Annotated in this window: 20 protein-coding genes and 1 tRNA gene; 19 read left to right on the forward strand and 2 right to left on the reverse strand. The window is 64.9% G+C overall.

Annotated elements, in window-relative coordinates:
- The first annotated feature begins 9 nt into the window (after positions 1-9).
- The 9 genes from lysS to E3O06_RS04205 all read left to right on the forward strand — a co-directional run bounded on the left by lysS (position 10) and on the right by E3O06_RS04205 (position 12,910).
- Positions 10-1,479, forward strand: coding sequence for a lysine--tRNA ligase (gene lysS, locus E3O06_RS04170; protein WP_241979863.1), 1,470 nt, complete (start codon positions 10-12; stop codon positions 1,477-1,479).
- Positions 1,479-1,625 (forward strand): hypothetical protein, encoded by a 147-nt coding sequence (locus E3O06_RS17445; protein WP_166788096.1) that lies wholly within the window; start codon positions 1,479-1,481, stop codon positions 1,623-1,625. Before lysS ends, E3O06_RS17445 begins: the two co-directional genes overlap by 1 nt.
- 34 nt (positions 1,626-1,659) lie before the next feature.
- On the forward strand, positions 1,660-1,839 hold the full coding sequence (locus E3O06_RS04175) for a hypothetical protein (RefSeq protein WP_134501741.1): 180 nt from the start codon (positions 1,660-1,662) through the stop codon (positions 1,837-1,839).
- A gap of 6 nt (positions 1,840-1,845) precedes the next feature.
- Positions 1,846-3,309 carry a cardiolipin synthase gene (gene cls, locus E3O06_RS04180; RefSeq protein WP_134501742.1) on the forward strand — a complete coding sequence of 488 codons (1,464 nt, stop codon included), beginning with the start codon at positions 1,846-1,848 and terminating at the stop codon, positions 3,307-3,309.
- 193 nt (positions 3,310-3,502) lie between these two features.
- Positions 3,503-6,028, forward strand: coding sequence for an ATP-dependent Clp protease ATP-binding subunit (locus E3O06_RS04185; protein WP_134501743.1), 2,526 nt, complete (start codon positions 3,503-3,505; stop codon positions 6,026-6,028).
- A gap of 202 nt (positions 6,029-6,230) precedes the next feature.
- Positions 6,231-6,746 carry an amino-acid N-acetyltransferase gene (locus E3O06_RS04190; protein WP_134501744.1) on the forward strand — a complete coding sequence of 172 codons (516 nt, stop codon included), beginning with the start codon at positions 6,231-6,233 and terminating at the stop codon, positions 6,744-6,746.
- 168 nt (positions 6,747-6,914) lie between these two features.
- Positions 6,915-11,645, forward strand: a complete 4,731-nt coding sequence (locus E3O06_RS04195) for an ExeM/NucH family extracellular endonuclease (protein ID WP_134501745.1) — start codon at positions 6,915-6,917, stop codon at positions 11,643-11,645.
- A 133-nt stretch (positions 11,646-11,778) separates the two neighbouring features.
- A complete protein-coding gene (locus E3O06_RS04200; RefSeq protein ID WP_134501746.1) occupies positions 11,779-12,426 on the forward strand; it encodes a hypothetical protein in 648 nt (215 codons plus the stop codon).
- A gap of 76 nt (positions 12,427-12,502) precedes the next feature.
- Positions 12,503-12,910 carry a dehydrogenase gene (locus tag E3O06_RS04205; RefSeq protein ID WP_241979854.1) on the forward strand — a complete coding sequence of 136 codons (408 nt, stop codon included), beginning with the start codon at positions 12,503-12,505 and terminating at the stop codon, positions 12,908-12,910.
- Positions 12,911-12,998: 88 nt separating this feature from the next.
- Here the strand turns inward: E3O06_RS04205 and radA are convergent, their stop codons facing one another.
- Both radA and E3O06_RS04215 read right to left on the reverse strand, forming a co-directional pair.
- Positions 12,999-14,363, reverse strand: coding sequence for a DNA repair protein RadA (gene radA / locus E3O06_RS04210; protein WP_134501748.1), 1,365 nt, complete (start codon positions 14,361-14,363; stop codon positions 12,999-13,001).
- 53 nt (positions 14,364-14,416) lie between these two features.
- On the reverse strand, positions 14,417-15,196 hold the full coding sequence (locus E3O06_RS04215; protein ID WP_134501749.1) for an SGNH/GDSL hydrolase family protein: 780 nt from the start codon (positions 15,194-15,196) through the stop codon (positions 14,417-14,419).
- A gap of 86 nt (positions 15,197-15,282) precedes the next feature.
- Between E3O06_RS04215 and E3O06_RS04220 the strand changes: the two genes are divergently transcribed.
- From E3O06_RS04220 to E3O06_RS04265, 10 genes are all read left to right on the forward strand, one after another.
- Positions 15,283-15,372 (forward strand) — tRNA-Ser (locus E3O06_RS04220).
- Between the two features lie 283 nt (positions 15,373-15,655).
- Positions 15,656-15,898: a hypothetical protein gene (locus E3O06_RS04225; protein WP_134501750.1), complete on the forward strand. Its 243-nt coding sequence runs from the start codon at positions 15,656-15,658 to the stop codon at positions 15,896-15,898.
- A 63-nt stretch (positions 15,899-15,961) separates the two neighbouring features.
- Entirely contained in the window at positions 15,962-16,675 is a 714-nt protein-coding gene (locus E3O06_RS04230; protein ID WP_134501751.1) for a phosphatase PAP2 family protein, read from the forward strand.
- The gene (locus E3O06_RS04235; RefSeq protein WP_134501752.1) at positions 16,665-17,339 is read left to right on the forward strand and encodes a response regulator transcription factor; all 675 of its coding nucleotides are present in this window, start codon (positions 16,665-16,667) and stop codon (positions 17,337-17,339) included. The genes E3O06_RS04230 and E3O06_RS04235 overlap by 11 nt, the downstream gene beginning before the upstream one ends.
- Positions 17,336-18,343: a sensor histidine kinase gene (locus tag E3O06_RS04240; RefSeq protein ID WP_134501753.1), complete on the forward strand. Its 1,008-nt coding sequence runs from the start codon at positions 17,336-17,338 to the stop codon at positions 18,341-18,343. The genes E3O06_RS04235 and E3O06_RS04240 overlap by 4 nt, the downstream gene beginning before the upstream one ends.
- A 184-nt stretch (positions 18,344-18,527) precedes the next feature.
- Positions 18,528-19,331: a COG4705 family protein gene (locus E3O06_RS04245; RefSeq protein ID WP_198415777.1), complete on the forward strand. Its 804-nt coding sequence runs from the start codon at positions 18,528-18,530 to the stop codon at positions 19,329-19,331.
- Between the two features lie 69 nt (positions 19,332-19,400).
- A complete protein-coding gene (locus E3O06_RS04250) occupies positions 19,401-20,054 on the forward strand; it encodes a DedA family protein (protein WP_166788097.1) in 654 nt (217 codons plus the stop codon).
- Positions 20,055-20,192: 138 nt separating this feature from the next.
- The gene (locus tag E3O06_RS04255) at positions 20,193-20,873 is read left to right on the forward strand and encodes a response regulator transcription factor (protein ID WP_134501756.1); all 681 of its coding nucleotides are present in this window, start codon (positions 20,193-20,195) and stop codon (positions 20,871-20,873) included.
- Complete coding sequence (locus tag E3O06_RS04260) at positions 20,873-21,820, forward strand: sensor histidine kinase (protein WP_134501757.1); 948 nt, start codon at positions 20,873-20,875, stop codon at positions 21,818-21,820. The genes E3O06_RS04255 and E3O06_RS04260 overlap by 1 nt, the downstream gene beginning before the upstream one ends.
- Before the next feature lie 101 nt (positions 21,821-21,921).
- On the forward strand, positions 21,922-22,236 hold the full coding sequence (locus tag E3O06_RS04265) for a hypothetical protein (protein WP_134501758.1): 315 nt from the start codon (positions 21,922-21,924) through the stop codon (positions 22,234-22,236).
- Positions 22,237-22,339 lie beyond the last annotated feature (103 nt).

The following is a 22,339-nucleotide window of genomic DNA, read 5'->3' on the forward strand; positions in this document are numbered from 1 at the left end:
GACGCGGAGATGAACGAGCAGAAGGCCGTGCGCCTCGGCAAGCGCGACCGCCTGAACGCGGCCGCCGCGAGCCCGGCCGGCGGCGCCTACCCGGTCTCGGTGCCGGTCACCCACACCATTCCGGCCGTGCGGGCCGAATTCGGCGAGCTCGAAGCGGATGCCGTCACCGGCGTCACCGTGGGACTGGCCGGACGCATCGTGCACCTGCGCAACACCGGCAAGCTGTGCTTCGCGAGCCTGCAGAGCGGCGACGGCACCCGCATCCAGGCCATGGTCTCGCTCGCCGCCGTCGGCGAGGAATCCCTCGCCGCCTGGAAAGACCTCGTCGACCTCGGCGACCACCTGTTCGTCACCGGCGAGGTCATCTCAAGCCGTCGCGGCGAGCTGTCGATCATGGTCACCGACTGGCAGGTTGCCGCCAAGGCGCTGCTGCCGCTGCCCAATCTGCACTCCGAGCTCAGCGAGGAGACCCGGGTGCGCAGCCGCTACCTCGACCTGATCAGCCGCGAACAGGCCCGCACCAATGTGCTGTCCCGCTCCAAGGCCGTCGCGAGCCTGCGCCGAACGTTCACCGACCTCGAGTTCATCGAAATCGAGACTCCGATGCTGCAGGTGATGCACGGGGGGGCCTCCGCTCGCCCGTTCCAAACCCACAGCAACGCCTTCGACACCGAACTGTTCCTGCGTATCGCGCCCGAACTGTTCCTCAAGCGGGCCGTGGTCGGCGGCATCGACCGCGTCTACGAGATCAACCGCAACTTTCGCAACGAGGGCGCGGACTCGACACACTCGCCCGAGTTCGCGATGCTCGAAGCCTATGAGGCCTACGGCGACTACAACTCCATCGCCGACCTCACCCAGAAGCTGATCCAGGATGCCGCGTTCGCGATCGCTGGGTCGCACGTCGTGACCTGGGCCGACGGCACCCTGTTCGACCTCGGCGGAGACTGGGACCGCATCGGCATGTATGACAGCCTCTCGGCGGCCGCCGGCATCGTGATCACCCCCGAGACGCCGCTGGCCGAGCTCGTGGCGCTCGCCGAGCGCGAGGGCATCGAGATCGACCACCCCCTCCACGGCAAGTACGTCGAAGAACTATGGGAGCACTTCGTGAAGGGCGATCTGGTGCGCCCGACCTTCGTGCTGGACTTTCCGATCGATACGAGCCCGCTCGTGCGCGGCCACCGCTCGGTGGCCGGCGTGGTCGAGAAGTGGGACCTCTACGTGCGCGGCTTCGAACTGGCCACCGGCTACTCCGAGCTCGTGGACCCGGTCGTTCAGCGCGAACGCTTCATCGAACAGGCGAGCCTCGCCGCCGGGGGAGACCCCGAGGCCATGCGTCTCGACGAAGAGTTTCTGCGCGCGCTCGAGTACGGCATGCCGCCGACCGGCGGCATGGGCATGGGAATCGACCGGATGCTGATGGCCCTGACCGGCCTCGGCATTCGTGAAACGATCCTGTTTCCGTTGGTGAAGTAGTGGGTTACCTGCCGGGCGATGAGTCAAGGCCCGACAAGGGGGGCCGCAAGCCGCCGTCGATGAACCGCATCGCCCTCTGGGTGATCGTCGGCGGCGTCGGCCTGTACTACTTGGGCAGCGGCATCGTCGGCCTGCTCAGCAAGTAGCGGCTATCCCCGCCTTTACGCGTAGGCTGAGACCGTGATTGAGAACTTCTGGGGTAACGCGCTCTTTTCGATTGTGCCCACCATTGCGCTCGGCCTCATGTTCTGGCTGATGATGCGCTCGATCCTGCGCGCCGACCGCACCGAACGCAAGGTGTACGCCCAAATCGAAGCCGAAGAACGCGCCCGGCTCGGTCTCGACAAACCAGCCACCTAAGTACCAATGTTCGGCATCGACGGCCTGACCATCACCGTTCTGCTGGCCCTGATCGTCGACTTCTCGGTTCGCGTCATTGCCATCATCGTGGTACCCCGCAACCGGCGCCCGATGTCGGGCATGGCCTGGTTGCTGACCATCTTCTTCATCCCCTACCTCGGTGTTCTGCTGTTTCTGCTGATCGGCTACCGCACGCTGCCGCAGAAGCGCCGACTGATGCAGGATGAAATCAACAAGTTCATCCTCGACAGCACCGAGGGCATGGAGCTGGTGCGCCGCGACCACCCGTGGCCGGGCTGGCTCGAATCGGTCGTCGAACTCAACCGCAACCTCGGAGCCATGCCGCTGGTCGGCGACAACACCGCGAGCCTGATCGGCGAATACCAGGTGGCGTTCGACACCATGATCGCCGACATCGACCAGGCCCGAAAATACGTGCACGTCGAGTTCTACATCCTCTCCCTCGATCACACAACAGCCCCCTTCTTCGATGCACTCGAGCGTGCTAGGCGACGCGGCGTGACCGTGCGGGTGCTGCTGGATCACATTCAGTCCATGCGCAAGCCCGGCTTTCGCCAGACCAAGAAACGGCTGACGGATGCCGGTATCGCGTGGGAGCTCATGCTTCCGGTGCAGCCGTTCAAGGGCAAATGGCAACGACCCGACCTGCGTAACCATCGCAAGCTGCTCATCGTCGACGGCATCGTCGGGTTCATGGGTTCGCAGAACATCATCGACCGCTCGTACAACATGAAAAGAAACATCCGTCGCGGCCTGCAGTGGAAAGACTTCATGACCCGGCTGGAAGGCCCGATCGTGTCGGGGCTCAACGCGATCTTCATCACTGACTGGTACAGCGAGACCAGTGAGCTGCTCACCCGCGACGTCGAGCCGGTGCATCCGCGACCGGTGACGGATGCCCTCGACTGCCAGGTCGTGCCGAGCGGGCCAGGGTTCAAGGGCGAGAACAACCTGCGGCTGTTCCTCGCGTTGCTCTACTACGCCCAGGATCGCATCATCATCACGAGCCCCTACTTTGTGCCAGACGAGTCGATCATGTACGCCATCACGACCGCCGTGCAGCGGGGGCTGCACGTGGAACTGTTCGTGTCGGAGATCGGCGACCAGGCCGTCGTCTACCACGCGCAGCGCTCGTACTACGAGGAACTCCTGACCGCCGGAGTACACATCTACATGTACAAGGCACCGTACATCCTGCACGCGAAGCACTTCACGATCGACGATGAGGTCGCCGTCGTCGGGTCCAGCAACATGGACCAGCGTTCGTTCAGCCTCAACATGGAGGTGTCCCTCATGGTGCGCGGCCGCTCTTTCGTGCGCAACCTGCGGGCCATGGAAGACGAGAACCGGCGCAACAGCCGCGAGCTCACGCTCGAGGAGTGGCTCAAGCAGCCGTTGCGTTCGACCATCCTCGACAACCTCGCCCGGCTCACCTCCGCCGTGCAGTAGGTGAGTCAAACGGATGCTGCGTGCGGGGCCGGCGCGCAGCATCCGTCACGCTGTTCATATAAAAACAAAGGCGTGAAGGACGCTGCTCCGTAGCATCCTTCACGCCTACGGCGAACAAACACCCGCGAGCGGCGCAGGCTGGTTACTCTCGATGTAACGGCACCAACTGCCCTGGCGCCAAGGGAGCGATCATATGTTTGAGAGATTTACCGACCGAGCTCGTCGCGTCGTCGTTTTGGCCCAGGAAGAGGCCAAGATGCTCAACCACAACTACATCGGTACCGAGCACATTCTGCTCGGGCTGATCCACGAGGGTGAAGGCGTCGCCGCGAAGGCTCTGGAGAGCCTCGGCATCTCGCTGGACGCCGTACGCGAGCAGGTTCAGGACATCATCGGCCAGGGGCAGCAGCAGCCCACCGGCCACATCCCCTTCACGCCGCGTGCAAAGAAGGTCCTCGAGCTGAGCCTGCGCGAAGCGCTGCAGCTCGGCCACAACTACATCGGTACCGAGCACATTCTGCTCGGCCTCATCCGCGAGGGCGAGGGCGTCGCCGCCCAGGTTCTCGTGAAGCTCGGCGCCGACCTCAACCGTGTGCGCCAGCAGGTCATCCAGCTCCTCTCCGGTTACCAGGGCAAGGAGCAGGTGCAGGTCGGCGCCAACGAGCAGGCGGCCAACACGGCCGGCAGCCAGGTGCTCGACCAGTTCGGTCGTAACCTCACCCAGATGGCCCGCGACAACAAACTCGACCCGGTCATCGGGCGCGAGAAGGAAATCGAGCGGGTCATGCAGATCCTCTCGCGTCGCACCAAGAACAACCCGGTGCTGATCGGTGAGCCCGGCGTCGGCAAGACAGCCGTCGTCGAGGGCCTCGCCCAGGCCATCGTCAAGGGCGATGTGCCCGAGACGCTCAAGGACAAGCAGCTCTACTCGCTCGACCTCGGCTCGCTCATCGCCGGAAGCCGCTACCGCGGTGACTTCGAAGAGCGCCTGAAGAAGGTCACCAAGGAGATCCGCACCCGCGGCGACATCATCGTCTTCATCGACGAGATCCACACCCTCGTGGGTGCCGGAGCCGCCGAGGGCGCCATCGACGCCGCGTCGATCCTGAAGCCTCTCCTCGCCCGCGGTGAGCTGCAGACCATCGGTGCGACCACGCTCGACGAGTACCGCAAGCACTTCGAGAAGGATGCCGCGCTCGAGCGCCGCTTCCAGCCGATCCAGGTGAACGAGCCGTCGCTGCCGCACACCATCAACATCCTCAAGGGCCTGCGCGACCGTTACGAAGCGCACCACAAGGTGTCCATCACCGACGGTGCCCTCGTCGCCGCTGCGAACCTCGCCGACCGGTACGTCTCCGACCGGTTCCTGCCCGACAAGGCCATCGACCTGATCGACGAGGCCGGCGCCCGCCTGCGCCTGTCGATCCTGTCGAGCCCGCCGGAGCTGCGCGAATTCGACGAGAAGATCGCCGTGGTGCGGGCCGCCAAGGAACTCGCCATTGAAGAGCAGGACTTCGAGAAGGCCGCCGGCCTGCGCGACGAGGAGAAGAACCTCCTCGGCGAGCGTCTGCGCCTCGAGAAGAAGTGGAAGTCCGGCGACGTCAAGACCACCGCGGTCGTCGACGAAGGCCTGATCGCCGAAGTTCTCGCCCAGGCCACCGGCATTCCGGTGTTCAAGCTCACCGAGGAGGAGTCCTCGCGGCTCGTCTTCATGGAGAAGGCGCTGCACCAGCGCGTCATCGGTCAGGAAGAGGCGATCTCAGCACTGGCCAAGACCATCCGTCGCACACGTGCCGGCTTGAAGGACCCCAAGCGTCCCTCGGGATCCTTCGTCTTCGCCGGCCCCACCGGCGTCGGCAAGACCGAGCTCGCCAAGGCTCTCGCCGAGTTCCTGTTCGACGACGAGGCCGCCATGATCTCGCTCGACATGAGCGAGTACGGCGAGAAGCACACCGTGTCGCGGCTGTTCGGTGCGCCTCCCGGGTTCGTCGGCTTCGAAGAGGGCGGCCAGCTCACCGAGAAGGTGCGGCGCAAGCCGTTCTCCGTGGTGCTGTTCGACGAGATCGAGAAGGCTCACCCCGACATCTTCAACTCCCTGCTCCAGATTCTGGAAGAGGGGCGGCTGACGGATGGTCAGGGTCGCGTCGTCGACTTCAAGAACACCGTGATCATCATGACCACCAACCTCGGTACGAAGGACATCTCGGGCGGACCGGTCGGCTTCCAGCTGGAAGGCGACACCACCACCGGGTACGAGCGCATGGCCGGCAAGGTGAAAGACGAACTCAAGAAGCACTTCAAGCCCGAGTTCCTCAACCGTGTCGACGAGATCATCGTGTTCCCGCAGCTGACCAAGCCCGAGCTGCTGCAGATCGTCGACCTGTTTATCAAGCGCCTCGGCGTGCGCCTGCTCGACCGCGACATGACCGTCGAGGTCACCGTTTCGGCGAAGGAACACCTGATCGAGGTCGGATTCGACCCGGCGCTCGGTGCTCGTCCGCTGCGTCGCGCCATCCAGCGCGAGGTGGAGGACCGCCTGTCGGAGAAAATCCTGCAGGGTGAGCTCAACGCCGGTGACCACGTGCACGTGGATTACGCCAACGGTGAGTACATCTTCACCACGACGACCCGGGTGGACCCGGTCGGCGTCGGAGTGAACACGGCCGCCGCAATCGGCACCGGCCCGGCAACGCCGGACCTCGCCATCACGAGCGACTAGGTACTAGTTCGGTAGAAAGGCCCGGCAGATTCGTCTGCCGGGCCTTTCTGTGCCCTCACCACTGTCGGGCATAACTCCTGCAAATTCTGAAGCATCCGGTCAACTTCCGCGTCTTTCCGGGGGTCGCCGGTCGAGGCATACACGAATTGCAGGAGTTATGCGCGGGGAGGAGTCGCTGGAAGGGGATCAATAGACTGGGGGAGTGAAAGTGGAAACCAGATACTCGGTGCGCCGCGCGCGCACGAGCGACGTGCCCGGCATCCAAGCACTCGTCGAGCCGCTGGTGCAGCAGCGCATTCTGCTCGGCAAGGACCGCGTCGTGTTCTACGAGGCGGTGCAGGAATTTCGGGTGGCCGTTGACTCCTCCGGCACGCTGATCGGCTGCGGCGCCCTGCACGTCATGTGGGAGGACCTCGGCGAAGTGCGAACTCTGGCCGTCGACGCCGAGTGGCTGGGCCGCGGTGTGGGCTACAGCATGATGCAACGCCTCGAAGCGGATGCCCGCGAACTCGGCCTGAGCCGACTGTTCTGCCTCACCTTCGAGGTGGGCTTCTTCACCCGTAACGGCTTCAGCGACATGGGCACCGAAACCGTCGATCCGGCCATCTACGCCGAGCTCGTGCGCTCCCCCGACGAGGGGGTCGCCGAGTTCCTCGACCTGGCCAGGGTCAAGCCGAACACGCTCGGCAACACCCGCATGGTGAAGCGCCTGACCTAACCCGTGGCTGATGCTCATACGAGCAAAATACGCGGAGTTCACCCCCCGGACACGGGGTCTCGCTAGGCTGCGAACCATTGCACCTGCCAAACCTTGGGCCGGGGGAACTTTCGACAGCTTGACCCCGGGTGCAATGAGACTCGCATCGTTCTATGAATGAGGAGATCCATGTCATCCGCCGTCCGCCGCCGCTCCAGGCTCGTTTTCGCCACATTTCTTGGAGTGAGCCTCGCGGCCGCTCCGCTCATTGCCGTACCGGCCAGCGCCAACACCGCCGGCACCGGCGTGGTCATCAACGAGGCCTACCTAAACGGGGGAAGCTCGGGCGCGACCTACCTGAACAAGTTCGTCGAACTGTACAACCCGACCGACGCCGACGTATCGCTCGACGGCACCTCGATTCAGTACCGTTCCGCCGGGGGAACCGCCAACCCGACCGGCGTCGTCGCCCTGACCGGCACCATCGCCGCCGGTGGGTACTACCTCGTGCAGGGTAGTTCGAACGCGGCCAACGGCGCAGCGTTGCCGACACCCGATGCCTCCTTCAACACGTCCTTCGCAGCCGGGTCCGGCACGATCTTCTTCGCCAACCAGCCCACCGCGCTGACCGCGCCCACCACCGGTTCCCTCACCGGGCAGGCCGAGATTGTCGACCTGATCGGCTACGGCAGCTCGAACACATTTGAGGGAGCGGCCGCCACCGCGGCATCCGTCAGCAGCTCGGTGAACCGCACGGCCTCGCTCGACACCGATGTCAACGCTGCCGACTTCAGCGCATCTGAGCCGACGCCGACGAACGCGGCCGGCGCCTCCGGCACCCCGGTGGAACCCGAGCCAGACCCCGATCCGACCCCGGTGCCCGACGAGCTGACGGCGATCGACGTGATCCAGGGCACGACTGACACGAGCCCGCTTGCCGGAACCGTCGTCAAAACCTCCGGCGTCGTCACGGCCGCCTATCCGACCGGCGGTTTCAACGGGTTCTACCTGCAGACTGCCGCAACCGGCGGTGACGTGGACTTCGCCAGCCACACCGCCTCGCACGGCGTCTTCGCCTATTCCAGCACGGCGACGGCCGATGTGCAGATCGGCGACCACGTGCAGGTCGTTGGCACCGTCGTGGAATTCTTCGGCATGACCGAGGTCACCTTCGGCACCATTGCTGACGTCACCCAGCTCTCCACCACCGACGTGGTTGCCCCAATGCCGGTCACGGTGTCGCTGCCGGCCAGCGTCGAGCAGCGCGAAACGCTCGAAGGCATGCTGCTGGCCCCGCAGGGTGATTTCACGGTCACCAACAACTACACGACCAACCAGTACGCCGAAATCGGCCTCGCCGCCGGAACGACGCCGCTCGTGAACCCGAGCGTTACCGCCCTGCCCGGATCGGCCGAATATCAGGCTGCTCTCGCCGAGAACGCCGGGCGCGCGGTCACCCTCGACGACGGCGCCACGACCAACTACCTCGCCGCAGCCAACCAGGGCAGCCCGGTTCCCTACCTGTCGACAACCGCACCGGTGCGGATCGGTGCCGCCGTATCCTTTTCCTCACCGGTCATCTTCGACTTTCGCAATGACACCTGGAAATTCCAGCCGACCACGGCCCTCGTTGCCGGCAACGCCGCGACCGTGCAGCCGGTGACGTTCGCCGATACTCGCACGAGCGCGCCGGAGAACGTGGGTGGGGACATCCGTCTGGCTAGTTTCAACGTTCTGAACTACTTCTCGACCACGGGCGACACTCTCGACGGCTGCCGGTATTACACCGACCGGGCCGGCGTGCCGACCACGGTGAGCAGCGGATGCGACGCCCGCGGCGCCGCCACGCAGCTCAGTTTCGAGCGCCAACAGGCCAAAATCGTCTCGGCGATCAACGCCCTCGGTGCCGATGTGGTGTCGCTCGAGGAGATCGAGAACTCGAGCGCGTTCGGCAAGGATCGCGACGATGCCCTCGCCAACCTGACCGCGGCTCTCAACGCTGCCTCAGGTAGTGATGTCTGGGCTTTCGTGGCCTCGCCGTCGGCGCTTCCGGCCAGCGAAGACGTCATCCGCACCGCCTTCATCTACCAGCCGGCCGTCGTTGAAACGGTCGGGGATTCGGTGATTCTCACCGAATCGGTCGCCTTCAACGGTCGCGCACGGGAGCCGCTCGCGCAGGCGTTCCAGCTGGTCGGCGACGACAAGAGCAGCTTTCTCGCCATCGTGAACCACTTCAAATCCAAGGGTTCCGGTACCGGGGACGACGCAGACCAGGGCGACGGCCAGGGGGCGTCGAACCCGACCCGGGTCGAGCAGGCCACAGCGCTCGTGGCCTTCGCCGATCAAGTTCAAGCCGATTCCGGCATAGACCGGGTCTTTCTCACCGGAGATTTCAACGCCTACGACCTCGAAGACCCGATTCAGGTGCTGCTCGAAGCCGGCTACATCAACCAGGGTGCCAAGACCGGCGAATACACCTACGCCTTCGGTGGCACGGTCGGCTCACTCGACCACGTATTCGCCTCGCCCGAAGCGGATGCCACGGTCAATGCCGTCGACGTCTGGAACATCAACTCGGTCGAATCGGTCGCCCTCGAATACAGCCGGTACAACAACAACGTGACCGACTTCTACGTCGCCGACGCATTCCGTTCCTCGGACCACGACCCGGTCGTGCTCGGCCTGAACGTGGCTGAGCCCACCGCCGTGATGCTCAACCTGCTCAACATTAACGATTTTCACGGACGTATCGATGCCAACACCGTCAAGTTCGCGGGAACCGTCGAACAGCTTCGCGCCGAGTACGGCGACGCGAACTCGCTGTTTCTCTCGGACGGCGACAATATCGGCGCGTCTCTCTTCGCGTCGGCATCCCAGAACGACCAGCCGACCCTTGACGTGCTCAATGCCCTCGACCTGGCAGCGTCGGGCGTGGGCAACCACGAGTTCGACCAGGGCTTCAGTGACCTCACCGGACGGGTGTCCGATACGGCCAACTTCGACTATCTCGGTGCCAACGTCTACACGGCCGGCACGGAAACCCCCGCAATGCAGGAGTACGCCCTTCTCGACCTGGCCGGCGTCACGGTCGGTGTGATCGGCGCCGTCACGGAAGAGACCCCGGCGCTCGTCTCGCCCAATGGAATCGCCAGCCTCAGTTTCGGTGACCCCGTCGCAGCGGTCAACCGCGTTGCGGCGCAGCTCACCGACGGTGACCCGACAAACGGCGAAGCGGATGTACTCATCGCCGAGTACCACGAGGGTGCCGGAGCCGGAATCCCCGATGGTGCCACGCTCGAGCAGGAACTCGCCACCGGCGGAGCCTTCGCGAGCATCGTCAATGATACCTCGGCCGAAGTCGATGCGATTTTCACGGGTCACACGCACAAGCAGTACGCGTGGGACGCTCAGGTTCCCGGCGCGGCCGACGGCGTGACGCGTCCGGTGCTGCAGACGGGCAGCTACGGCGAGAATATCGGCCAGGTCGTGCTCAGCTACGACCTTGCCTCCGGTGACACGACCACGGTGAAGAACCGTAACGTGGCCCGCTCAACCTCGACCGACGCCGACCTCGCGACCGCCTACCCGCGCGTTGCCGAGGTCCAGACCATCACGAACGCCGCGCTCGCCGAGGCCTCGATCCAGGGCAACGTGCCCGTGGGGTCAGTCACCGCCGACATCACCCGGGCGTGCCTCGGCGGGGTCGCACCGTGCGCCGAGAATCGCATGGCGCCCTCCACCATGGGCACCCTCGTGGCAAACTCGCTGCGCGCCTCCCTCGCCGACCCCACGATCGGTGGTGCCGAGATCGGCATCGTCAACCCAGGTGGGATGCGGGCGGACCTCTCGCTCGCTCCCGATGGTGTCGTGACCTACGCCGAGGCGAATGCGGTGCTGCCGTTCCTGAACAACCTGTGGACGACGAGCCTCACCGGCGCGCAGTTCAAGACTGTTCTCGAGCAGCAGTGGCAGACCAGCGCCGATGGCACGATTCCGAGTCGGCCGTTCCTGCAGCTCGGCTTGAGCGACAACGTGAATTACACCTTCGACGCGTCGAGAGACGCCGGCAGCCGAATCACGGGCATTTGGATTGATGGCGCCCCGATCGAACCGGCGCAGACCTACCGCATCGGTTCGTTCAACTTTCTGCTCACCGGTGGCGACAACTTCCGCGAATTCACGAACGGAACGGACACACGTGATTCGGGTCTCGTTGACCGCGACGCGTGGATCTCCTACATCCAGGCCAACAGCCCGCTGTCGCCGTCGTTCAAGGCCAACCAGGCCTCGATCACCGGCGCCCCCACGGCCGCAGTCAACCCGGGGGACACCGTGATCTTCACGGTGGGTGGCCTGAACCTCACCTCGCTCGGCGCTCCGAAAAACACCCAGCTGGCGCTGAGCTGGTCGGGCACCGACGTGGGTACGGCATCCGTTGATTCGACGGGTACGGCCACCGTCACCGTCACGGTGCCGGTCGATGCCGCCCCGAGCAGCGTTCTCGAGATGACCGCGGTTGAATCGGGCACGGTCGTGCGCCTCGCCGTCGCGGTTACCGTGAGTGCCGAACCGGGAGATGCGCCCGTCGCGGCACCGGAGAAAGAGCTCAGCAAGAAGCTGCGGAACGCGATCGACACCGACGAGAACTCTTATCAAGCCGGTGACACCGTCGTCGTTGAGGTCGGCAGTGAGCACGCCGGAGAGTACGTGTCGGTATGGGCGTACTCCAAGAATAAGGCCGACAACATGGGCGGCTGGTTACTCGTGACCGCCGACGGTACCGTGAGTGTCACGCTCTCGGATGACCTCAAGAACGGTAAATACAGCGTTTCTGCCCAAAACGCTGACGGTGACGTGATCGGCTGGACGGACGTCAAGGTCGACAAGGGTAAGAAGGCGCCGAAGCCAGGGCACCGTTAGGCTGCGGGTCAGCTCACAGGCCCGCTCGCAGCCTCCCGGCCGCGGGCGGGCCGCCGCGATTTTCGACAGCCTTTGCTGCCGACACGCACAGCAGTTAACGACTTCCGGCGCCGAACATCAATAACCTTGGGGCATGTCGACGATCAAGCAACCGGTCGGCCGCCAGTCCAGCAAGGTGTACCGGCGCCGGCGTTTCGTAGTGGGGCTCGGCCTGCTTGCCGTGCTCGTCATTCTCTTTCTCATCATCGTGCAACCGGGAGCCAGTAAGGGCGACGCAGACGCCCCGAAAACTCCGGCGGCGGACTCGACCGAATCGGCCGCCCCGACGGATCCCTCCACCTCGATTCCCGAGACGGCCACCGCCGTCGACGGTGCCGCCTGCGATCCGTCCGCTGTGCAGGTCGCGGCCATCACCGACGCCACGAACTACGCGGCCGACGCGCTGCCGCAGCTGTCGCTGAGCCTGACCAACATCGGAACGACCGACTGTGTGATCAACGCCGGTAACGCCAAGCAGGTGTTCACCGTGATGAGCGGGTCGGACGTTTACTGGACCTCGACCGACTGCCAGACCGACCCGATTGACGCGCAGGTGACCCTCAGGCCCGGGGTGGTCATGCCGCTCGCGACACCGATCACGTGGGATCGCACCCGCTCGGCCGTCGACACCTGTGAGGCTGAAACCCGCACTGCGGTTCCGGCCGGTGGAGCGTCCTACTACCTGCACGTGACCGTGGACGGCATCGAAGCGGCCGACCCGGCGCTGATGATTCTGAACTAGGGACTGCGCAATCCGTTCGCTCGTGGCATGCGCTGCCAGCTGGGTGTCGAGCAGCCTGGCCTGATTGAATGAACGGGTGACCGATACGACTGCCAACACCCGTTCCGAGGCTCTCGCCGCTGCCCTGGCGGCGCAAGACGTCGTCGCCGTCGCCTATGCGCTGCGCAACGACTACATGATCGTGCCGCAACTCGTCGTGAACGGTGAGGCGGCGCAGGTGCGCGTGTTCGGCCGCGAAGGCTCCGACAAGCGGATGCTGCTGCTCTTCTCCGCGGCGGAGAACTACGTGCGGGTGGTGCCCGACGACACCAACCCGCAGGTGATGGTCTGCGACGGCCAGTGGCTGCGGGAGTTTCTCACCGTGCATGCCGCCACCCTGGAGATGGTCTTCTTCGACATTGCCGGGCCGAATGTGATGCAGGCGGCTCCGGCCGACCTGCTGAAGGCTCTCAGTCCGGAGCTCGGCCAGGCCGACGGCGAATAACAGCCCGCGCGTATCGCGTCTTGATCGCACGACCGTGTCGAGTGCCTCGCAGGTGCTGCGGGTTTCGAACCCTCCCCGCGGCGCTGCCCTATTTCCACGCCCGATCGAGTTCGGCGTCACGCGGCGTGCGGGTGGTTCCGAGCGCGAGGGCAACCGCTGCGTGGATCGAGCCGCAGGCGGCGTCGATCTGGGTGGTGAACCCCAGCCGCACGGCCTCGTTCATGCGCTGCTTCGACATGAGCGCCCCACGCACCTCGCCGGCCAGGCTGATCTCACCGAACGCGACCACATTGTGTGCCACGGCGAGCCCGGTGAAGGCTGAAGCGATGGCCAGGGCAATGGCAAGATCGGCTGCCGGTTCGGTGAGACGGATACCGCCCACCGTCGACACGTAGACGTCTTTGGTGGAGAGTTTCATGCCCCCACGCTCCTGGAGCACCGCGAGCAGCATGGCCACGCGGGCGGCGTCGACGCCGCTCGTGACGCGGCGCGGGTTCGGTGCCTGGGTATCGGTGACGAGCGCTTGCACCTCGACCGGCATCGCCCGGCGACCCTCCAGGGCGACGGTCACGCAGGTGCCGTCGACCGGCTCGGTGGCGCGACTGAGGAACAGCCCGCTCGGGTCGGGCACCTCGGCGATGCCGTCACCGGTCATCTCGAAGCAGCCGACCTCGTCGGTGGGCCCGAACCGGTTCTTGAGCGCGCGAATGAACCGCAGCGACGTCTGCCGGTCGCCCTCGAACTGGCAGACCACGTCGACCAGGTGTTCGAGCACCCGCGGCCCGGCAATCGATCCGTCTTTGGTAACGTGGCCGACCAGCAGCACCGGCAGGTTGCGATCTTTAGCCACGCGAATGAGAGTGGATGCCACCTCCCGTACCTGGCTGGGCATGCCCGGCGAGCCGTCGGAGAGCGCACTCGACACGGTCTGCACCGAGTCGATGATGATGAGGTCGGGCTTGACCGCGTCGATCTGCCCGAGGATGACCCCGAGGTCGGTTTCGGCGGCGATGTACAGTTCGGGTTCGAGCGCGTTGGTGCGTTCGGCGCGCAGTCGCACTTGGCTAACCGACTCTTCGGCGCTGACATAGAGCACGCGGCTCTTCGCGGCCGCCGCCTTAGAGGCGACTTCGAGCAGCAGCGTGGACTTGCCGACGCCGGGCTCACCGCTGAGCAGAACTACCGAACCGGGCACGATGCCGCCGCCGAGCACCCGGTCGAACTCGTTGATGCCGGTCGGCCAGTGGGCGGCGGCATCCGTTTCAACGTGGGTGATGGGGCGCGCGATGCCATCGCCGACGAGAGTGATGGCCTTGAGCTTGCGGGTGATGCCAGCGGTCTGGCCGGCATCGACGACGGTGCCCCACTGCTGGCATTCGCTGCAGCGGCCCGCCCATTTCAGGGTGGTCCAGCCGCACTCGGAGCAGCGGAAAGAGGAGACGGATTTTGCCATGTTTCGAGCCTAGCCGGGACCACCGACAGGCGGCCGTGCGCGCGGCGACGACTCTAATCGGCGTCGGTTGAGATCTGGCCGACCGCCGAGAAACGGTGCGCAACCTCGGCACTCATCGCTGGCAGGAACGCCTCGGCCCAGGACCGGTACCCGCGGTCGTTGGGGTGGAACAGGTCCTTGGCGACGTGGGTGAGGATGCTCCGAATTCCTGCCCGTTTGGTCGTCGTGTGCAGCGGAACCACGGTCAGATCGTGCTCGGCGGCGACCCGGCGAATGATTTCGTTAGCCACCGCCACCTTGACCTCGTTGTGCGGCAGGTGGAAGCACGGGAGGTCGGCGACGAGGGCGTGTGGCGGCAGCACGGCGAACACGGAGCGAATGCCAGCTTCGAAGGCCGTCGGATTCCACGAGGCGATGTCGTTGGCGCCGATCGCGACCGTGACAAGGTCGGGCTCGAGCTTGTCGAAGCGCGGAAGCTGATCGCGAACGGCCAAAGCCACGGTTGCGCCGGACACGCTGAGATTCACGACGCGTACCGTCTGGCCGGTCGCCAAGCGCACGTGATCGGCGAGGACGCCGACGTAGCTCTTGTTCGGACTGGAAGCCCCGATCCCTTGGGCGGCGCTGTCGCCGATGGCGACGTAGAGCAGCTCTCCCGGTTGTTTGGCGTGGGCGCGCCACCAAGCCGAGTGCACCGGCAGAGTCTCGTTGAGAATGGCCTTCTGCTCTTCCAGGTCGCGTCGGTACCAGGTCGTGCCCAGCGCGATGCAGGCCGCTACCAGGGCGGCTCCGGTAGCGATGGCGGAGCGGATGCGTGGGGTCGGTAAGGTCACCCGCTGAGGCTACTCCGCGGCATCCGTGTGTCTGCTGCACGTTTGCCGATTCGCGTCGGACCCCAGTCTCTACTAGGATCGACGGCGGTACCGTGTCCGAGCGGCCGAAGGTGCGACTCTCGAAAAGTCGTGTGGGGGAGACTCCACCGTGGGTTCAAATCCCACCGGTACCGCCATTTTTATCCCTGATCAGAGGGACTTTAGTCCCTGTGCAGTGGTGTTTGCCCACAATTGACCCACATCATGGTGATTGACGGTCAATCTTTTGACCAGGAAGATCCGATTCGGACTGGGCTTGGCCGTCGATCTATGGATACTCCCTATTGAATTGACTATCGATTCTCAGGAAGTGCGTTCGTCTCGGAACGGTAGGAAAATCCGCGCTGGGCCCTGCATGCTCGCTATAGATGAGCGTTGTCGAAAGAGTAGTTCGGGGCGCGACGCCTCCGGCACCGGTGAATGAGCCGCACGGGGATCGGCGACGTTTCCGCCACGCTCAGCACGATGGCCGGTGTCGTCGGTGGAGTCGTCGACGATGATGATCACGGCCTTTCGTCCCTCGACCGCCTGACCAATCCGACGGATCAGCCCAAGGACGTTGGCTGCTTCATTGAACGTTGGTACGACAACTGCGACCTCCATCGGGGCCTCGCCTGCTCGGCGGAATTCCACTCTCGTCCTGGCCCTATAGAAATCCGCTAAGACGGGCGAGCCCGGCAAACGATTCTTAGACGGTTCTGTGACGTCACGGGCAACTCTAGGGGGATGAGCACAGACCTCCGACCACTTCACCGGTTCGCCCGGACCGCTCTTCCCGCCGCCGGAGTCATCCTCGCCGTCATTCTCATCGGGCTCATTCTGAGCGGTTCAGCAGGGTGGACGGCCGGAGAGATGGACCTGCTTCGCCTGGTGAACACGGCCCACACCGCGCCGCTGGACGCGGTGGTCCTCGGCCTGGACTGGCTGTTCAGCCCCGCCGTAGGCGCAGTGCTTGTCTTGTTGGCAGCCGGATCGGTGCTGCTGGTGACCCGGCGCCCCGGCCCGGCGATCCGCTTCGTGGTCTTGGTCATGATTCCCACGCTGGGCGCTGACGTGATTAAGCTGCTGGTGCATCGGGCCCGGCCCGACATTCCGTCGTTGCCGCACATCCTGCTGCTGGAACCGGGCGGTCTCAGCTTTCCCAGCGGACACACCAGCTTCGCCGCCTGCTTCCTGCTCGGGATTTTCCTCGTCACGGCCGGCCACCGCTGGCATCCGTTTGTGATCGGCACGACCACGGTGGTGGTGCTCGCCACCGCCGCGTCCCGGGTCTATTTGGGCGTGCACTACCCGTCGGATGTGGTGGCGTCGATCGTGTACTCGCTCTCCGCGGTGGCGCTGGTGAACGCCGCCTGGATGCTACTACTGGCACACTGGAGCGAACGTCGATCCGGCCGCCCCGCCGGGCCCGTGCACGAAGGAGTCACGAATGCCCGCTGAGAGCACCGCGCGCGCCCGGCTGCTGCTGATCGAAGACGATGCCAAGCTCGGCCCGATGATCCGGGACGTGCTCGCAGAAATCTATGACGTCACTCTGGTCGCCGACGGCGCGGACGGCCTGGCCGCCGGCCTCGCTGGCGAGTTCGAGGTGATGGTCATCGACCGGCGCCTGCCCACGCTGGACGGCCTCGGCCTCGTTGAAGCGCTCCGCCGTAAACTGGTCACCACCCCCGTCCTGCTCCTCACCGCCTTGGGAACCACCGGCGACAAGGTGGCCGGGCTCGACATCGGCGCCAACGACTACCTGGTCAAGCCGTTCGAGTTTGCTGAGCTCTTCGCCCGGCTCCGGGCTATCCGTCGGGTTTTCACGGGGGAGGGCCGCACGGTGCTGGTGGGCGGGTGGGAGTATTACCCGGACAGTCGCACCATCTATTCCCCGTATGACGGGCGGATCCTGCTGACGGTGAAAGAGAACGAATTGCTCAAACTGTTAGCGGATGCCCCGCAACGCACGTTCTCCCGTCAACAGATTCTGCAGACCGTCTTCAGCGCCGCGGACACCGCTGGAACGGTGGACACCTACGTGCACTACCTTCGGCGCAAGACCGACACTGACATCGTTCTCACCGTGCGCGGTGAGGGTTACCGCCTGGGACAACCATGACCCGCAGCACAGACCGCATCGTTGACAGCGACACCCTCGCCATCCGTCGGGCGTCCCGGCTCGTCGGCGCCCGCATCGCGATCGCGTGCGCCGCGGTCGTCGCGGTGGTCATGGTGGCTGTGTTCGTCTACATCCTGTCCGAGATCTCGCCCGGTGAATTGTTCGAACCGGTGCCGGACACCGAGAACCTGCAGGTCAGCGCCGTCAAGCTGCTGCGCGCTGCCGCCGTGTTGGGCGTGGGCTTGATCGTTCTGGCCGGGGTGTTGAGCTGGCTGGTCACCCGCCGGGCTGTGCAACCCCTCGGCGACGTGCTGCGCATCCAACGGGCGTTCGTCGCCGACGCCAGCCATGAACTTCGCACCCCGCTCGCAGTGCTCGATGCCCGCCTGCAAATATTGCAACGCACCCTCCCCGCCGACGACCCGTCGGCCTCGGTCGTCGCAGAGCTCCGCAGCGATGCGAAGGACCTCATTCACATCGTCAACGATCTGCTCGAATCGGCCGAAATCGGCGGCGCGGCCGTACCCGACACGGCAATAGTAGACATGGTCACTGCCGTTGACACCGCCGTGCAATCGATGACACTTATTGCCGTCGACAAACACATCACCATCGAACTGGATGCCCCTCATCCCGCGCCGGTGCGCGTGCCCGCCACCAGCATCACCCGATGCGTGGTCGCCCTGCTCGATAACGCGGTGCGCTTCGCCCCCAGCGAATCGATCATCACCGTGGGAGTGACCGTGACCAAAAAGACGGTGGCAGTCACCGTGCGCGATCGAGGCCCCGGCATCCAGGGCATCGACCCCGCCCGCATCTTCGACCGATTTGCACACTCCGGCACGGCCGTGGACGGCGGCGGAGAGGCCCGCACCGGATTCGGGATCGGCCTGTCCCTGGTGCGAGAAATCGCGGTCCGCTACGGCGGATCCGTGCACGTCGTCGACAGCTCGGCCGCGGGCACCGCGATCGCCCTCACCCTCCCGTGGGCGAAGCACCACTGATTCCTAGGTGTTTCTGAGACTCGGGGCGGTGAAGTTAGCCCATGTCGACCTCACTGCACGCGCGCAAAATGACGTGCAGCAATGGGTCCACGTCGTCGATCCAGCGGAAATAGGTCGGTTCTGTGAGAAGTCTTAGACGGGGCCGTGTTCGCTGGTGCTACCGACCCCATCCCAGGAGGAACACTTGTCCACCACCTCGACGCTCTCCACGACCGTTTTGCCCGTCCGGCACATCCTGACCAAGGTGCCCGAAGTGACCCTCATCTTCTGGGTGATCAAGGTTCTCGCAACGACCGTGGGGGAGACCGCCGCGGACTTTCTCAACGTCGACCTCGGCCTAGGACTGACGATCACGTCGGTCATCATGGCCGTCCTCCTGGGCGTCGCACTGATCGTGCAATTCAAGCTGCACAAGTACACTCCTGCCGTCTATTGGCTGGCTGTGGTACTCATCAGCGTCGTGGGAACTCTCATCACCGACAATCTAACCGACAGCCTCGGAGTGCCCCTGTGGGTGACGACGGTCGTCTTCGCCATCGCACTGGCTGCGACCTTCACCGTCTGGGCGATCTCGGAGAAGACCCTCTCCATCCATTCCATCTTCACGGCCCGGCGGGAGACGTTCTACTGGCTGGCCGTGTTGTTCACCTTCGCGCTCGGCACCGCCGCCGGCGACCTCGTCGCCGAGGGACTCAACCTCGGGTTCCTCGTCGCGCTGCTCGTCTTCACGGGCGCGATCGCGCTGGTGGCCGTGGCGTACCTCGTCTTCCACCTGAACGCTGTTCTCGCATTCTGGATCGCCTACATCCTGACCCGACCGCTGGGCGCATCCACCGGCGATCTGCTGTCTCAGCCTGTCGTTGATGGCGGCCTGGGGCTGGGGACCACGGGAACGAGTGTGCTGTTCCTTTCCGTGATTCTCATCTTGGTAGTCGTGCTCACCCGCCGCGCCCGAACCACGAACGCCCAGCTGACGGCCACCGTCTAAACCACCAGCGCACAGCGGATGCCGCCCATCTTCAGAATATTCAGAGAAAGCCCTTGCAGCATGAACACCATGATCGCCACCGCACTACCCACGTCCGGTTTTCTGGATCCGCAATCCGTGATCGCCGGCGCCGGCGTCTGGGGTCTCGTCGTCGTGTGCGCGATCGTGTTCGTGGAGACGGGCTTGCTCGTAGGGTTCTTCCTGCCCGGCGATACCCTGTTGTTCTTCACCGGCGTGCTCACCCTCAGCGGGGTGATCAGCCAGCCGCTCTGGATCGTGATTCCGGCCATCGCCGTCTCGGCCGCGCTCGGTGACCAGCTCGGCTACCTCATCGGGCGCACAACCGGTCGACGTATTTTCGACCGGCGCGACTCCGGCCTGTTCAGCCGCTCGAGCGTCGCCCGAACGCAGAGATTCTTTGATCGGTTCGGGCCGGCGGCCGTCACCATCGCCCGCTTCGTGCCGGTCGTGCGCACCTTTGCTCCCGTCGCGGCCGGCGTGGGCAAGATGCCCCGGAGGGTGTTCACTCTGTTCAACATTGTCGGCGCGGTGCTCTGGACGACCGCGGTGGTGCTCCTGGGCTTCGGTCTAGCTCATATTCCGGGCGTCTCCGACTTCGCCGCCCGATACATCGATCTTGTGCTGATCGGCATCGTCGTGCTCTCCGTCGTTCCCGTCGTCATCAGGGCCCTCGCCTCACGCCGGCAGAATGCTCGGGCGTGACCATCAGCGGAACGCCGCAGCGAATGGCGCGAGAGCTCGGGGCGTCTCATCCTGGTCTCATCGGCCACGGTCTAGGGTCGAGGCTATGACCATCACCCGCTGCCCGCTACGTCGCAAATCGGGCGGGACGGGCGGCGGGTGAAGGTGCTCGTGGTCGAGGATGACATCCGCATCGCGGATGTCATCCGGCGCACCCTCACCGAATCCGGCTACGCCGTCGACGTCGCCCATACCGCGCCCGCCGGCGTGCAAGCTTTCGAAATCGACACCTATGATCTGGTCGTTCTGGATCTGATGCTCCCGGGGCTGCCGGGTGGAGGGATGGACGTGTGCCGACGCATCCGCTTATTCAATAGCAACGTGCCCGTGCTGATGCTGACCGCACTGGATTCGATGCGCACCAAGGTGGAGGGCCTCGACGCCGGCGCCGACGACTACCTTGTCAAACCGTTCCACCTGGTGGAGCTGCTGGCCCGGGTACGTGCTCTCCTTCGACGATCACCGCGCGCTCACGCACCCGTCCTGCAGGCCCAGGGCGTCACCCTCGACCCGGCGACCCGCACCGCCCAGCGCGCGGGACGCACGATCCAGCTGACGGGCAAGGAATTCGCTGTGCTGGAATACCTCATGAGCAACGCCGGCACCATCATCAGCGCCACCGAGCTGATTGATCATGCCTGGGACAGTAACTATGAGGGGTTTAGCAACGTCGTACAGACCTACATCCGCTACCTCCGGCAGAAGTTGACCGCACCCGGTGAGGTGGACATTATCGAAACGCGGCGCGGTGCCGGTTATCTGATCCACGCGGACAGCTGATGTTTCGCCGCGCGCTGGTTCGACTCACCGTGACCTACACGATCGTGCAACTGGTGCTGTTCGCCGCGTTCGCGGTGGGAATCTACATTTTCGTCACCGGAACTTTCGACATCGATGCCGCCGAATCGGACGGTGCCGGCGCGCTGAACGCGGCCGAGCAGGGCTTCGCCAACCTCCGCTCCGGACTGATCGTGCTCTACGCCATCTTGTTGGTGCTGATCCCGAGCGCGAGTTTTCTCATGGCCCGCGCCGCCCTGGCGCCGCTGCAGAAAAGCTACGACCTGCAGCAACGCTTCGTCGATGGCGCCTCCCACGAGATGCGCAGCCCGCTGAGCATCATCCAGGGTGAGCTCGAACTCGCCCTCCTCACCCCCCGCACCCCGGCCGAGTACGAGCGGGCAATGCACACAGCCCTCGACGCCGTCGGCGGACTCACCCAACTCACCAACGACCTCCTCCTGTTATCCCGCGGCGCAGGAGCCGAACTGAAGAGAACCTACGAACTCGTCGACCTGAACGAACTTGTCCGTCTCGATATGGACGCGCGCGGCAGCAGCCCAGACGATGCCGCCCGCCTACACGTAAACATGGGGCAAGCCACTGTTGTTTTGGGCTCTCCAGTCCTGCTCGCTCGAGCGCTCTCGAACCTCATCGACAACGCGCTGAAATTCAGCGCGCCGCCGAGCATCGTCACCGTGAGCACGGACATCCACAACAGCACGTGCACCGTCACCGTTCGCGACTCCGGCATGGGCATGGACGACCACGACCTGAAGCATGCTTTCGACCGGTTCTGGCGCTCCGACCAAGCACGATCGCGGCCCGGGCACGGCATCGGTCTCAGCCTGGTGCAGCAGATCATCCACGCGCACGATGGCCGCATCACGATCACCTCGCAGATCGGGGTCGGCACGACCGTCACGGTGAAGCTTCCACTCCGCCCCTAAATTGGCTGAGTAGCTCTGGCTCTCATGCTCATCTCACGCGACCCTCTCTAGCTTGGAAGTACGGCCCCGCAATCGCGGAGCCCCCTTACGAAAGGCACACCATGCAGAAGAAGATGAAAATCGCCGGCGGCGCAGCAGCTGCCCTGGCTCTGGCCATCGTCGGCGGCATCACGCTTACCGCCGGAGCCCAGGCCACTCCCGCCAGCCCCTCGTCGTCCGCCTCGACCGTTGAGCCCGGGGCAGCCACGGCCGACACCGACAACGTGCAAAACGAGGTCGAAGACGGCACCAAGGACGGCGAAACCGCCGACGACAACGGCACCGAGTCAGGCACCGAGTCCGGTACCGAAACAGGCACCGAGAACACGAGTGACGACATCAACGGTGTCGCCGTCGAAGACGGCACACAGGACTAACCCGGCGCAGGAAGACCGGGGCGCACGTGCGCCCCGGTCTTCGTTGTCTTACCGACGGACTCAGCGAGGCGTGCGTCGTGCTCTACCGCGGGTCGAGGTCGCA

This window comes from Cryobacterium glaciale, assembly GCF_004402535.1.
GTDB classification, from domain to species: Bacteria; Actinomycetota; Actinomycetes; order Actinomycetales; family Microbacteriaceae; genus Cryobacterium; species Cryobacterium glaciale.

What these genes read in the sequence shown, in the direction of transcription:
- lysS (WP_241979863.1), top strand. Translation starts at nt 10, where the DNA reads ATGAACGAGCAGAAGGCCGTGCGCCTCGGCAAGCGCGACCGCCTGAAC.
- cls (WP_134501742.1), top strand. Translation starts at nt 1,846, where the DNA reads ATGTTCGGCATCGACGGCCTGACCATCACCGTTCTGCTGGCCCTGATC.
- E3O06_RS04185 (WP_134501743.1), top strand. Translation starts at nt 3,503, where the DNA reads ATGTTTGAGAGATTTACCGACCGAGCTCGTCGCGTCGTCGTTTTGGCC.
- E3O06_RS04195 (WP_134501745.1), top strand. Translation starts at nt 6,915, where the DNA reads ATGTCATCCGCCGTCCGCCGCCGCTCCAGGCTCGTTTTCGCCACATTT.
- E3O06_RS04200 (WP_134501746.1), top strand. Translation starts at nt 11,779, where the DNA reads ATGTCGACGATCAAGCAACCGGTCGGCCGCCAGTCCAGCAAGGTGTAC.
- radA (WP_134501748.1), bottom strand. Translation starts at nt 14,363, where the DNA reads ATGGCAAAATCCGTCTCCTCTTTCCGCTGCTCCGAGTGCGGCTGGACC.
- E3O06_RS04225 (WP_134501750.1), top strand. Translation starts at nt 15,656, where the DNA reads ATGAGCCGCACGGGGATCGGCGACGTTTCCGCCACGCTCAGCACGATG.
- E3O06_RS04230 (WP_134501751.1), top strand. Translation starts at nt 15,962, where the DNA reads ATGAGCACAGACCTCCGACCACTTCACCGGTTCGCCCGGACCGCTCTT.
- E3O06_RS04235 (WP_134501752.1), top strand. Translation starts at nt 16,665, where the DNA reads ATGCCCGCTGAGAGCACCGCGCGCGCCCGGCTGCTGCTGATCGAAGAC.
- E3O06_RS04240 (WP_134501753.1), top strand. Translation starts at nt 17,336, where the DNA reads ATGACCCGCAGCACAGACCGCATCGTTGACAGCGACACCCTCGCCATC.
- E3O06_RS04250 (WP_166788097.1), top strand. Translation starts at nt 19,401, where the DNA reads ATGATCGCCACCGCACTACCCACGTCCGGTTTTCTGGATCCGCAATCC.
- E3O06_RS04260 (WP_134501757.1), top strand. Translation starts at nt 20,873, where the DNA reads ATGTTTCGCCGCGCGCTGGTTCGACTCACCGTGACCTACACGATCGTG.
- E3O06_RS04265 (WP_134501758.1), top strand. Translation starts at nt 21,922, where the DNA reads ATGCAGAAGAAGATGAAAATCGCCGGCGGCGCAGCAGCTGCCCTGGCT.